This is a genomic window from Cupriavidus nantongensis, from assembly GCF_001598055.1.
Classification (GTDB): domain Bacteria; phylum Pseudomonadota; class Gammaproteobacteria; order Burkholderiales; family Burkholderiaceae; genus Cupriavidus; species Cupriavidus nantongensis.
Genome location: NZ_CP014845.1, coordinates 1258886 through 1271226, shown reverse-complemented (window position 1 = coordinate 1271226; position 12341 = coordinate 1258886). Strand labels below are relative to the sequence as shown.

Below are 12341 nucleotides of genomic sequence, written 5' to 3'. Positions count from 1 at the left end.
TCAGCTCCGGGTGCGTGCGGTGGGGGTGGGGGCGAGCACTTCATCGTCATCCACGGCCGACAGGGGTCGCGCCGGCGTATGCTCGCGGCCAGGGCCGCCATGGGGCTTGGGCTCTTCGAGCAGCGGCCCCTTGCGCACCAGCCGCATCATGTAGGCGATGCCGACGCCGAACACGAAGCAATACGCAACCACGAAGATCGCCAGCGTGGTCGCCAGTTCCGGCACGCCGTGCGGCGAGACTGCGTCCGCGGTGCGCTGCAGCCCGTACACCACCCACGGCTGGCGCCCGATCTCGGTGGTGTACCAGCCGGCCAGGATGGCGATCACGCCGGCCGGTCCCATCCACAGCGCCATATGCAGGAACGGACGGACGCGGTAGATACGGTCGCGGCGCCGCAATATCAGGCTCCACACGCCCAGCAGGATCATCAGCAGCCCCAGGCCGACCATCACCCGGAACGACCAGAACAGGATCGTCGCATTGGGCCGGTCCTCCGGCGGGAACTCCTTCAGGCCCTGGATCTGCCCGTCCCAGCTGTGCGTCAGGATCAGGCTGCCCAGGTGCGGCACTTCGACCGCAAAGCGGGTTTCCTCGCGCTCCATGTCGGGCCAGCCGAACAGCAGCAGCGGCAGGGCCTCGTTGCCCTTGTTCTCCCAATGCCCCTCCAGCGCGGCGATCTTGGCGGGCTGGTGCTTGAGCGTATTGAGGCCGTGGAAGTCGCCGATCACCGCCTGGATCGGCGCCACGATCAGCAGCATCCACATCGCCATCGACAGCATCTTGCGGATGGCGGGATTGTCGCGCCCGCGCAGCAGGTGCCAGGCCGCGGACGCGCCGACAAACAGCGCCGTGGCCAGGAACGCCGCCACGCTCATATGCGCCAGCCGATACGGGAACGACGGATTGAAGATGACCTCGAACCAGTTGGTGGGCACCACGCGGCCGTCGATGATTTCGAAGCCCGCCGGCGTCTGCATCCAGCTGTTCGACGCCAGGATCCACGTCGCCGAGATCAGCGTGCCCAGCGCCACCATCACCGTGGAAAAGAAATGCAGCCCGGGGCCGACCCGGTTCCAGCCGAACAGCATCACGCCCAGGAAGCCCGCTTCCAGGAAGAAGGCGGTCAGCACTTCATAGGTCAGCAGCGGACCGGTGATGCTGCCCGCAAACTCGGAGAAAAAGCTCCAGTTGGTGCCGAACTGGTAGGCCATCACCAGCCCCGACACCACCCCCATGCCGAAGTTGACGGCAAAGATCTTGGACCAGAAGTGGTAGAGATCGCGGTACAGCGGCCGCTGCGTGCGCAGCCAGCAGGCCTCGAGCACCGCCAGGTAGGCGGCAAGGCCAATGGTGATGGCGGGAAAGACGATGTGGAAGGAAATGGTGAAGCCAAACTGGATGCGGGCGAGGTCGAGCGCGGTCAAACCAAACATATCGTGTTCTCCGTGGCGCTGGCCTGGCGCGTGCCCTGGACGGGTGCGGACTGCCTTGAAGAGTCTTTGGCAGTTCGACACGCAGGCAGAAGCGCGCCGGGGGCGCGGGGGCGCAGGCGCGTGCGGTAAGCGTAGTGTACGCCGCGCGCGCCGCAAAGGGCAGCGTCATGCCCGGTGCCAGCCGGGCGACATATCGCCGCACCTGCTGGTACGCGCGGCCGTCGTTGCGCCGCGCAGGCCATAGCCGATGCGCAGATCGTAGCGGACCCACGGCAGGTAGAACAGAATCAAGTCCGGGCAAAAACACCGTATCAGATTTGCGCGACGCAGCAGCGCCGAAGGCTGACAACGAGGGCAGGGAAGTGCATAGTTATGCGCCCTGCATCGTCCGTCTCTCGCGTCCTTCCTCGTGTCCTTCGATTCCACCTTGCTGATCGTCATTGCCGGCGCCGCCGTGGCCGGCTTCGTCCAGGGCCTGTCTGGATTTGCCTTCGGCATGGTGGCGATGTCGTTCTGGGCCTGGGCCATCGAACCGCGGCTGGCCGCGGCGATGACGGTATTCGGCGCGCTCACCGGCCAGTTGCTGGCGGCCGCGTCGGTGCGGCGCGGCCTGTCGTGGCGGCGCCTGTGGCCGTTCGTCGCCGGCGGCGTGGCCGGCATCCCGCTGGGCGTGGCGGTGCTGCCGCTGCTCGACGCGCAGTGGTTCAAGGCGGTGCTGGGCGCGTTCCTGACACTGTGGTGCCCGGTGATGCTGATGGCTCCGCGGCTGCCGCATATCGGCGTGGGCGGGCGCGTGGCCGACGGCATGGCCGGCGCCGCCGGCGGCGTGATGGGCGGCATCGGCGGCTTTACCGGCGTGATTCCCACGCTGTGGTGCACGCTGCGCGGCTTCGACAAGGACGAGCAGCGCGCCGTGATCCAGAACTTCAATCTCGCCACGCTGGCCATGACCATGGCCGCCTATGTCGGCAAGGGCATCGTCACGCGCGAGATGCTGCCGATGTTCCTGGTGGTGGCGCCGGCAATGCTGGTGCCCACGCTGCTGGGCACGCGGCTTTACCTGGGCATCAGCGAGGCCACCTTCCGCAAGATCGTGCTGACGCTGCTGACCGTATCCGGCGTGGCGCTGCTGGCGACTTCGGTGCCCGTGCTGGTGGCGCGCGGCGCGGGCTAGGGCTGCGCCGCGGCCGCCTGCCGCAGGCACGCCAGCAGCTGGTCGGTGCCGATCGACGGCGCACGTTCGCGCAACGTGATGATGCCCACCGGTGGCAGGTCGACCGGCACTTCCATCTTCAGCACCTGCAGCCGACCTTCCTGCTGCATCGCCATGGCAACCGATGCGGCCATGAAGGCGGCAGCGTCGCGCTGTTCGATGAAGGTGGCCTGGGCCAGGTACGAGGAGGTCTCGATCACGTCCTGCGGCGGGTGCAGGCCGTGGCGGAAGAACGCTTGCTCGATCTTCACCCGCAGCGAGGCCCACGGCGGCGGCAGCACGCACGGCATCGCGGCGAGGTCGGCCCAGCCGGCCCGGGCCTTGCGTGCCAGCTTGTGGCCGCGCCGCACCACGACCACCATCGGCTCTTCATAAAGCGCTTCGGTCAGCAGGTCCGGTGCGGCATAGCCCGGCTCCAGCCGGCCCACGATCAGGTCGAGCTCGCGCAGGCGCAGCTTGGGCAGCAGGTGGGTCAGGTCGCCTTCTTCCACCAGCACGGTGGCGTGCGCGTGGCGCTGCTTGAGCGCGCTTACCGCCTGCGCCAGCAGCACCGGCAGTGCGGCCCCCATCGAGCCCACGCGGATGCGCCCGGAAGCGCCGCTCTGTACCGCCGCAATCTCGTCGCGGGTCTGCTCGTATTGCGCCAGCACCGAGCGCGCAAAGCGCACCAGCGATTCACCGGCGGGCGTGGGCTCGGTGCCGCGGGTTGAGCGCGTGAACAACGTCAGCCCCAGCATTTTCTCGACTTCGGTCAGCACCTTGGACACCGCCGGCTGGCTCACCGACAGGAACTCCGCAGTGCGCCCGAGATGGCGAAACTCGTCGAGCGCCACCAGCAGTTGCAGGTGGCGCAGCTTGATATTGGAGCGCAGCGCGCGGTCGATCTGTACCATGCCCGCAGTCTAGCTAACCAGAAGGTTATGAAGCAATGCCAATTAGCGATTGGATTGTTATGACCTGCGCCGACAGAATGCGGGCATGACGAGGCTGGCAGCGCCGGCCGCGCCGATAATCAAAACATCGGAGACACCCCCAAATGACGCAATCATTCCCCATCGATGCCAAGCGCCGCCGCCTGCTCATCGGAGCCGCCGCGGGTGCCGCCGGCGTGCTGTTGCCGGCCACGCGCGCGCTGGCCGAGCAGTACCCCGAGCGTCCCATCACCTTTATCTGCCCGTGGCCGGTCGGCGGCACCGCCGACCAGTCGATGCGCGCGCTGTGCCAGGTGGCCGGCGGCATTCTCAAGCAGTCGATCGTGGTGGAGAACCGCGCCGGCGCGTCCGGCATGATCGGCACCAAGGCGCTGGCACGTGCCAATCCCGACGGCTACACCATCGGCCAGATCCCGATCTCGGTCACGCGCTTCGCGCAGCTCGGCATGCTGCAGCTGGACCCGCGCACCGAACTGACCTATCTCGCGCGCACCTCGGGACAGACCTTCGGCATCGCGGTGCCGGCCAACTCGCGCTACAAGACGCTGCAGGACGTGGTTGCCGCCGCCAAGGCCAGCCCGGGCAAGGTCACCTATGCGCACGCCGGCATCGGCGGCGCCACCCATGTCGGCATGGAGCAGTTCGCGCTGGCCGCGGGCATCCAGTTCAATGCCATCGCCTACAAGGGCGGCGCGGCCGCGCTGCAGGACGTGCTGGCCGGGCAGGTGGAACTGCTGGCCGATTCCAGCTCATGGGCGCCGCATGTCGAAGCCGGCAAGCTGCGCCTGCTGGCAACGTGGGGCGAACAGCGCGCGACCCGCTTCAAGGACACGCCCACGCTCAAGGAGCTGGGCTACAACGTGGTGGTGGAAGCCCCCAACGGCATCGGCGCGCCCAAGGGCCTGCCGCCCGCCGTGGAAAAGAAGCTGCGCGACGCCTTCCGCGCCGCGGTCGCCAGCAACGAGTTCAGGCAGGTCGCGGCTCGGCTGGACGCGCCCGTGATGTACCTGGACGGGCCTGACTACAAGAAGTACGTCGCCAGCGTCTATGAACAGGAAACCCAGCTGATCCAGCGCCTCAAGCTGAAAGAACTGCTGCAGCAAAGCTGATGGCCCGACAAGCCCAAGACCCAGTGAACTCCAATCCCGTCATCCGGTTGCATCCCAACGACAACGTGCTGGTCGCGCGCAGCGACCTCGGCCTGGGCCAGCAGCTGGCCGACCCCGCGGTGCGCGTGCGCGCGCAGGTGCCGGCCGGCCACAAGATCGCGGCCTGCGCCATCGCGGCCGGCACGCCGGTGCGCAAGTTCGACACCGTCATCGGCGTGGCCGCGCGCGATATCGCGCCGGGCGACCACGTGCATGCGCACAACCTGACGCTGGTCGACTTCTACCGCGATCCGGCCTTCTGCCAGGACGTGCGTCCGGTCGACTATGTGCCCGAGGCGCAGCGCGCCACCTTCAACGGCTTTGTGCGCGCGGATGGCCGCGTCGGCACGCGCAACTTCATTGGCATCCTGTCGTCGGTCAACTGCTCGTCCACCGTGATCCGACAGATTGCGGCGCATTTCACGCCGCAGCGGCTGGCCGGGTATCCGAATGTCGATGGCGTGGTCGCCTTTGCGCAGACCAGCGGCTGCGGCATGTCATCGCCGAGCGAGCATTTCGACGTGCTGCGCCGCACGCTGGCGGGCTATGCGCGCCATCCCAACCTCGCCGGCGTGCTGATCGTGGGGCTGGGCTGCGAGCGTAACCAGGTCGGATCGCTGGTGGCATCGCAAGGACTGGAGCCAGGGCCCGCAGTGCATACGCTGGTGATGCAGGATACCGGCGGCACGCGCGCCACCATCGCGGCCGGCATCCGCGCGATCGAATCGATGCTGCCGGCGGCCAACGCCGCGGTGCGCCAGCCGGTGCCCGCCAGCCATCTGAAGATCGGCCTCGAGTGCGGCGGCTCGGATGGTTTTTCCGGGATCAGCGCCAATCCGGCGTTGGGCGCGGCGATGGATATCCTGGTGCGCCATGGCGGCACCGCGATCCTGTCCGAGACCCCGGAAATCCACGGCGTGGAATTCATGCTGACGCGCCGCGCGGTCACGCCGGAAGTCGGGCAGAAACTGCTGGACCGCCTCGCCTGGTGGGAGCGCTACACCGCCGGCCACAACGCGCAGTTCAATGGCGTGGTCGGCCACGGCAATCAGCAGGGCGGCCTGGCCAATATCTTCGAGAAGTCGCTGGGCTCGGCGATGAAGGGCGGCACCACGCCGCTGCAGGCGGTCTACGAGTATGCCGAGCCGATCGACCAGGCCGGCTTTGTGTTCATGGACTCGCCCGGCTATGACCCGGTCGCCGTCACCGGCCAGATCGCCAGCGGCGCCAACCTGATCTGCTTTACCACCGGGCGCGGCTCGATGTTCGGCTCGAAGCCGGCGCCGACGCTCAAGCTGGCATCGAATTCTGCGATGTACCAGCGGCTGGAAGAGGACATGGACATCAACTGCGGCCTGGTGCTCGACGGCGAGCTGAGCGTGCCGCAGATGGGCCAGCGGATCTTCGACCATATCCTGCGCGCGGCCTCGGGCGAGCCGACCAAGAGCGAATTGCTCGGCCTGGGCGACAACGAGTTCGTGCCGTGGCATCTCGGCATCGTCAGCTGAACCGCGCTTCACCAATCCCTTTGCATACACATCGATGCTGACGCTTTCCGAGCCAATGCTGCTGCGCAGCCAGAACCTGATCGACGACCAGTGGCGCGATGCCGGCCTGGGCGCGCGCCTTGCCGTGACCGACCCGGCCACCGCGGAGGCCTTTGCCAACGTGGCCGACAGCGATGCCGGCGACGCGCGCCTTGCCGTCGACGCCGCCGCCGCGGCGTTCCCGGCATGGAGCCGCCGCCCCGCGCGCGAACGCGCGCAATTGCTCAAGCGCTGGCATGCGCTGATCCTCGAACACGAGGAAGACCTGGCGCGCATCATCTCGACCGAACAGGGCAAGCCGCTGAAGGAAGCGCGCGGCGAGGTGCAGTACGGCGCGTCGTACGTGGAATGGTTTGCCGAGGAAGCGACGCGCATCTGCGGCGACATCGTCGCCGAGGCCGTGCCGGGCCGCAAGCTGCTGGTGCTGAAGGAACCGGTAGGCGTGGTCGCGGCGATCACGCCATGGAACTTCCCGCTCGCGATGATCGCCCGCAAGATCGCGCCCGCGCTGGCAGCCGGCTGCACGGTGGTGGCCAAGCCCGCCGAAGACACGCCGCTGACTGCGCTGGCGCTGGCATGGCTGGCGCAACAGGCCGGCATGCCAGCGGGCGTCGTCAATATCGTCACGGCGTCGCGCGAGCACACGCCCGGCGTGGTCGATGCCTGGCTGTCCGACAGCCGCGTGCGCAAGGTCACGTTCACCGGCTCCACGCCGGTCGGCAAGCACCTGGCGCGCGAATCCGCGGCGACGCTGAAGAAGCTCTCGCTGGAACTGGGCGGCAACGCGCCGTTCATCGTCTTCGACGATGCCGACCTGGATGCCGCGGTCGATGGCCTGATGGCATCCAAGTTCCGCAACGGCGGGCAGACCTGCGTGTGCCCGAACCGGGTCTATGTACATGACACGGTGCACGACGACTTCGTCGAGCGCCTGGCACGACGCGTGGGCGCGCTCCATGTCGGCCCGGCCACCGAGGACGCCGCACAGATCGGCCCGATGATCAATGCCCGCGCCGTCGACAAGATCGCGCGCCATGTCGAGGACGCAGTCGCCAGGGGCGCGCGGGTGGTCACCGGCGGCAAGCGCGTGCGCAGCGCCGACGGCCCGCACTACTACGCGCCGACGGTGCTGGTCGATGCCACGCCGGCGATGGAACTGTCGTGCGAAGAAACCTTCGGCCCGGTCGCGCCGATCTTCCGCTTCTGCGATGAAGCCGAGGTGATCCGCGACGCCAACGACACCCCGTTCGGCCTGGCCGCTTATTTCTACTCCAACGACATCCGCCGCATCTGGCGCGTGGCGCAGGCGCTGGAGACCGGCATGGTCGGCATCAACGAAGGCGCGATCGCGGCCGAGGCGGCGCCGTTCGGCGGCGTCAAGGAATCCGGCTACGGGCGCGAAGGCTCGCGCCACGGGCTGGACGACTACATGCATACCAAGTACCTTTGCCAGGGCCAGCTCGGCTGAAGCGCCAGGCGTATCCCCTTTGCACCAGGAATACTCCATGCCCGCAAACAATCCCTTCAAGACCGCACTGGCCGCGCGCCAGGCGCAGATCGGCCTGTGGCTGTCGATGGCGACGCCGTACCTGGCCGAAGTCTCGGCCACCGCCGGCTTTGACTGGCTGCTGATCGACGGCGAGCACGCGCCCAACGACCTGCGCTCGACGCTGCACGCACTGCAAGCCGTGGCGCCGTATCAGGTCCAGCCCGTGGTGCGCGCCGTGGCCGGCGAAGTGCCGCTGATCAAGCAGCTGCTCGATATCGGCGCGCGCAGTCTGCTGGTGCCGATGGTCGATACCGCCGCGCAGGCGCGCGCGCTGGTCAGCGCCACGCGCTATCCGCCCAATGGCATCCGCGGCGTTGGCAGCGCCATCGCGCGCGCCTCGCAGTGGAGCGCGCGCACCGATTACCTCGACGTGGCCGACGACGAAATCTGCCTGCTGGTGCAGGCAGAAACCGTCACCGCGCTGCAGAACCTGGAAGCGATCTGCGCGGTGGACGGCGTCGACGGCGTCTTCATCGGCCCCGCCGACCTGGCCGCGTCGATGGGCCATCGCGGCCGCCCCGGCCATCCCGACGTACAGGCCGCCATCGAAGGCGCGATGCGCACCATCATCGCCAGCGGCAAAGCGGCCGGCACGCTGACGTCGGACCCGGCGCTGGCGCGCCGCTACCTCGACCTGGGCTGCACCTTCGTCGCCACGGGCGTGGACGTGATGTTGTACGCCAATGCCGCGCGCAGGCTCGCCGCTTCGTTCCGCGAGCCGCAGGCCGATGCCGATGCCAATGCCGGCAAGCCTTCCGCCGCGTACTGACCCGACCATCCTTCGCCTGATATTCATGACCGTCGAGCTACCCACCCCGGACACCACCTTGCGCGCGATGCAGGCCATCGTCGGCGCCAATGCCTGCCGCAGCGGCGACGCCGATACGCAGGCCTACGTCACCGACTACCGCGGCATCTATCGCGGCCAGGCGCAGGTGGTGGTGCTGCCGGCTTCGACGGAAGAAGTCAGCCGCGTGCTGCAGTGGTGCCATGCGCAGCGGGTGCCGGTGGTGCCGCAGGGCGGCAATACCTCGCTGATGGGCGGCGCCGTGCCGGATGACAGCGGCACCGCCGTGGTCGTCAACCTGAGCCGCATGAACCGCGTGCTGGCGATAGACCCCGTCAACGACACCATGACCGTGCAGGCCGGCGTCACGCTGAGCGCGGCTCGCAGCGCCGCCGAGGCGGAGCAGCGCCTGTTTCCGCTGCGGATCGGCTCGGAAGGCTCGTGCCAGATCGGCGGCAACCTGTCGACCAATGCCGGCGGCACCGCGGTGCTGCGCTACGGCAATATGCGCGACCTGGTGCTGGGCCTCGAGGTGGTGCTGCCCGATGGCCGCATCTATTCGTCGCTGCGCGGCCTGCGCAAGGACAACACCGGCTACGACCTGAAGCAACTGTTCGTCGGCGCAGAAGGCACGCTCGGCATCATTACCGGCGCCGTGCTCAAGCTGATGCCCCAGCCGCGCAGCAGCGCCGTGGCCTTCGTCGCGGTGCCGGATCCCGCTGCTGCAGTGGCCTTGCTCGGCGAGGCGAAGCGCCTGTCCGGCCAGGCCGTGACTGCGTTCGAGCTGATTTCCCGGCCGGCGCTGGACCTGGTGCTGGAATACCTCGGTAACATCGCCTCGCCGCTGCAGGACCGGCACGACTGGATGGTGCTGGTCGAGTTGACGTCCGGCAGCGATGCCGACAGCCTCAACGGCACGCTGATGGAGATCCTCGAATCAGGCTTCAGCCAGGGCCTGGTACTGGACGCCGCGGTAGCCGCCAGCCTGTCTGACGCGCAGACCTTCTGGCGCATCCGCGAAGAGATTTCCGACGCGCAGACCCGCACCGGCGGCAGCATCAAGTGCGACGTCTCGGTGCCGCTGTCGCGCATCGCCGCGTTCGTGGAAGAGGCGTCGGCCCGGGTGCTCCAACTCGTGCCCGATGCCCGCATGGTGATCTACGGCCATATGGGCGACGGCAACGTCCACTTCAACCCGCTGCGGCCCAGCGACCAGCCCGCGCGGGATTTCCTGGCGCAATGGTATGAACCGGTCTCCGCGCTGGTTGACGGCATGGCCCACGCCGAAAACGGCTCGATCTCCGCCGAGCATGGCATCGGCGTGGCCAAGCGCGACGACCTGACGCGCTACAAGTCGCAGGTGGAACTGGAACTGATGTGGCAGGTGAAGCAGGCACTGGATCCGCTGAACCTGCTCAATCCGGGCAAGGTGCTGCCGGCACCGGCGCGCTAATGCGCGAGCATCGTAAGCGTCGGAACGCGCGCTGAGGGAAGGGGGGCGGCGCGCTCGTGGCATGAATCGCCCATCTGGGCTAAGGTGTCAGCTATCCAGAACGCAGCCGGGCCGGGGCATCGCTGCTCCCGGCCACGGCGCACTGCCCAGCCGACCCACCGGCCCAGACACCGATGACCGCCCACTCCCCCGACATCGCGCTCGCAGCTGCCCCGATCTCCCTCGAAAAGCGAACTCGACTGTGCGCCGGCTGCCGCATATCGGCGTGGTGCTGGTGGCGCGCGGTGCGGCTAGGGCTGCGCCGAGGCTTCTGCCACGAATTCCAGTTGGCCGATACTCATGAACCGTTCGTCGCCGGCGATAAGAAATTGAGCGCACATAACGCGCGGCGCATGGCGGCGCGGGCATCGACAACATCCGCATCGCGCCGAACTACGACATCATGGCTGGCTACAGCGAAGCCGGCGGCAATGACTTCCCAGATCAATTGGGACGTCGGCCTTTGGGTCAAGTGGCACTATCAGGGCTACTTCTCGCATACACAGACTGTTGGCCATTGGCGCATGGCTAGTACCTTTGCGACGACCGTCGGCACGCTAACCAATTTCTCCATCGCAGAGCGGAACCGGTTCGACAACTGTCTCTTCCAAGGCTACCGTGGCTTGGCGATCCGTTCGTCTGATCTGTGCCCCATCACCAGCGTATCGGACAGCGCGGTCGAGATTCCGTGAAGTGCACGTCCGGAACTGATAGCACCTATCGCATTGGCACGCCTACGTTCCGGTAGAGCGAGGTGCACGCAGTCAGAGCCTTTCTACCCGCCCGCGGCTGTTACTTCTGGCGAATAATGGGGAGGTTGCATTGCAATTGACCAGCAACACCCAGCTAGCCTTCAAGGCTAAGGAGTCGGACGGGGCGGTTCGAAGTGCGAGCCTTACGCTGGCGTAACAACTTCCACGCGGTTGTCGGAATGCACGGCAACCCGCGTGGGCTTCCACGGCTGCATTCCTTGAAGATTTGCTTCGATGCGGTCGATGCAGCCGGGCAGATCGGTGATGTCGATGCCATTCAGGCCACGGAGGCCATAGTCCCACCATCGCAGCGCCATCAGCCGTTCAACTACATCGGGCGGGAATCGGTACTTCAACACCTTGGCAGGCGTTCCGCCGACGACAGCGTAGGGTGGCACGTCCTTGGTAACCACCGCGCGGGATCCAATCACGGCTCCATCGCCAATTTTCACGCCGCGGCGTATCAGTGCGCCGTAGCCTATCCACACATCGTTCCCAATCTCGATCTTGGTGCTACGGCTGGCGATGCTCGCCCCGGCTGCTGACATTGCCTTTGCAACAAGCGCCTGATTCTCGGAGTAGTACGCAGCCACCTCCGGGGAGCCCTCCCAAACCTTTGACCAGTTCCCATACAGCATCGAATGCATCGACAGCATATCGGTAGGATGCTCCATCTGGCCTGTCTGAATCCCCCCGGCAATCGAGCAGAATCGGCCGATGCGGGCCACGTGCCGGAACGATGAGCCATCGCCACCAAGGTATGTGAATGCTCCGACTTCGTCTGCATCAATCAGGCCCGCCCTCAATTCCAAGTGCGGCTCAAGGATGATCGGCTTGGAGCGCTTCCCGAATCCCAATTGGACGCTTGCGAACGCATTCCGCTGGCAAACAATGTGATGGATTTTTAGTTTGATGGCGAGAGATTCGATCACGGGATGCGTTCTAGTTTTTGAGGTGGTCGATTATTGCATAGCCCATACCGTCACCGCGACTCGAATTGCATCCCCACGACTAGCGTCTCCACAACCCAAGCCGGTTACCGCGCTGCCCGAATAGGCAGGCGGGCAGGGACCAATCCTATAGCCAACGCGATACGAGGATTGAAGTGGGATGGAATTCGACCTGAACGACCCTGAAGCAGTCCTCAAGGCTTTCGAAGCTGACATGAACGGACAAACCATGCCGCCGTTTGGTGGGCCGAGTAAGCCCGAGAAGGCAGCGGCAGAAGCAAAGGTAGCCAAGGAAGCAGCCGAAGCAGCAGCGGCAGCAGCAGCCCAGGCGGCGAGCGCCCAGAAGCAAGGCGCTGCGGCAGGCGAAACGATGCAGAACGACGTGAGCGACGCGGAAGGCGTGCTTGCCCACGACGGCAAGAATGTTTCCCCTATTCGGCGCTGAAGAGCGAGCGCGCGCGGCACGGGCTGAGCAGTTGGCCCAAGGATGCCGAATCGTAGATCGCTGATCCCAAAGCGCAGCTTGCAGCCGGGAAT

Annotated in this window: 11 protein-coding genes; 8 read left to right on the top strand and 3 right to left on the bottom strand. The window is 66.7% G+C overall.

Features of this window, described 5'->3' with window-relative positions; translation table 11 throughout:
- On the bottom strand, positions 1-1434 hold the full coding sequence (locus A2G96_RS26825; protein WP_062803222.1) for a cytochrome ubiquinol oxidase subunit I: 1434 nt from the start codon (positions 1432-1434) through the stop codon (positions 1-3).
- Between the two features lie 409 nt (positions 1435-1843).
- Between A2G96_RS26825 and A2G96_RS26820 the strand changes: the two genes are divergently transcribed.
- On the top strand, positions 1844-2608 hold the full coding sequence (locus A2G96_RS26820; RefSeq protein ID WP_062803221.1) for a sulfite exporter TauE/SafE family protein: 765 nt from the start codon (positions 1844-1846) through the stop codon (positions 2606-2608).
- Here A2G96_RS26820 and A2G96_RS26815 read toward each other — a convergent pair.
- On the bottom strand, positions 2605-3540 hold the full coding sequence (locus A2G96_RS26815) for a LysR substrate-binding domain-containing protein (RefSeq protein WP_062803220.1): 936 nt from the start codon (positions 3538-3540) through the stop codon (positions 2605-2607). The genes A2G96_RS26820 and A2G96_RS26815 overlap by 4 nt on opposite strands.
- Before the next feature lie 143 nt (positions 3541-3683).
- Between A2G96_RS26815 and A2G96_RS26810 the strand changes: the two genes are divergently transcribed.
- The 6 genes from A2G96_RS26810 to A2G96_RS33555 all read left to right on the top strand — a co-directional run bounded on the left by A2G96_RS26810 (position 3684) and on the right by A2G96_RS33555 (position 10794).
- Positions 3684-4688 (top strand): tripartite tricarboxylate transporter substrate binding protein, encoded by a 1005-nt coding sequence (locus tag A2G96_RS26810; RefSeq protein ID WP_062803219.1) that lies wholly within the window; start codon positions 3684-3686, stop codon positions 4686-4688.
- Entirely contained in the window at positions 4688-6235 is a 1548-nt protein-coding gene (locus A2G96_RS26805; RefSeq protein ID WP_174549328.1) for a UxaA family hydrolase, read from the top strand. The genes A2G96_RS26810 and A2G96_RS26805 overlap by 1 nt, the downstream gene beginning before the upstream one ends.
- A 34-nt stretch (positions 6236-6269) precedes the next feature.
- Positions 6270-7742 carry an NAD-dependent succinate-semialdehyde dehydrogenase gene (locus tag A2G96_RS26800; RefSeq protein WP_062803217.1) on the top strand — a complete coding sequence of 491 codons (1473 nt, stop codon included), beginning with the start codon at positions 6270-6272 and terminating at the stop codon, positions 7740-7742.
- A gap of 37 nt (positions 7743-7779) precedes the next feature.
- Positions 7780-8592 (top strand): 4-hydroxy-2-oxoheptanedioate aldolase, encoded by an 813-nt coding sequence (gene hpaI / locus A2G96_RS26795; RefSeq protein ID WP_062803216.1) that lies wholly within the window; start codon positions 7780-7782, stop codon positions 8590-8592.
- A gap of 25 nt (positions 8593-8617) precedes the next feature.
- On the top strand, positions 8618-10063 hold the full coding sequence (locus A2G96_RS26790; RefSeq protein WP_062803215.1) for an FAD-binding oxidoreductase: 1446 nt from the start codon (positions 8618-8620) through the stop codon (positions 10061-10063).
- Positions 10064-10236: 173 nt separating this feature from the next.
- Positions 10237-10794 (top strand): hypothetical protein, encoded by a 558-nt coding sequence (locus A2G96_RS33555; protein WP_150124259.1) that lies wholly within the window; start codon positions 10237-10239, stop codon positions 10792-10794.
- Positions 10795-10997: 203 nt separating this feature from the next.
- On the opposite strand, the gene A2G96_RS34440 is transcribed toward A2G96_RS33555, so the two are convergent.
- A complete protein-coding gene (locus A2G96_RS34440; RefSeq protein ID WP_062803213.1) occupies positions 10998-11786 on the bottom strand; it encodes a CatB-related O-acetyltransferase in 789 nt (262 codons plus the stop codon).
- Positions 11787-11964: 178 nt separating this feature from the next.
- Here A2G96_RS34440 and A2G96_RS26775 point away from each other — a divergent pair, with 178 nt between their 5' ends.
- A complete protein-coding gene (locus A2G96_RS26775; RefSeq protein ID WP_062803212.1) occupies positions 11965-12249 on the top strand; it encodes a hypothetical protein in 285 nt (94 codons plus the stop codon).
- Positions 12250-12341: the final 92 nt, after the last annotated feature.

What these genes read in the sequence shown, in the direction of transcription:
- A2G96_RS26825 (WP_062803222.1), bottom strand. Translation starts at nt 1,434, where the DNA reads ATGTTTGGTTTGACCGCGCTCGACCTCGCCCGCATCCAGTTTGGCTTC.
- A2G96_RS26815 (WP_062803220.1), bottom strand. Translation starts at nt 3,540, where the DNA reads ATGGTACAGATCGACCGCGCGCTGCGCTCCAATATCAAGCTGCGCCAC.
- A2G96_RS26810 (WP_062803219.1), top strand. Translation starts at nt 3,684, where the DNA reads ATGACGCAATCATTCCCCATCGATGCCAAGCGCCGCCGCCTGCTCATC.
- A2G96_RS26805 (WP_174549328.1), top strand. Translation starts at nt 4,688, where the DNA reads ATGGCCCGACAAGCCCAAGACCCAGTGAACTCCAATCCCGTCATCCGG.
- A2G96_RS26800 (WP_062803217.1), top strand. Translation starts at nt 6,270, where the DNA reads ATGCTGACGCTTTCCGAGCCAATGCTGCTGCGCAGCCAGAACCTGATC.
- hpaI (WP_062803216.1), top strand. Translation starts at nt 7,780, where the DNA reads ATGCCCGCAAACAATCCCTTCAAGACCGCACTGGCCGCGCGCCAGGCG.
- A2G96_RS26790 (WP_062803215.1), top strand. Translation starts at nt 8,618, where the DNA reads ATGACCGTCGAGCTACCCACCCCGGACACCACCTTGCGCGCGATGCAG.
- A2G96_RS33555 (WP_150124259.1), top strand. Translation starts at nt 10,237, where the DNA reads ATGACCGCCCACTCCCCCGACATCGCGCTCGCAGCTGCCCCGATCTCC.
- A2G96_RS26775 (WP_062803212.1), top strand. Translation starts at nt 11,965, where the DNA reads ATGGAATTCGACCTGAACGACCCTGAAGCAGTCCTCAAGGCTTTCGAA.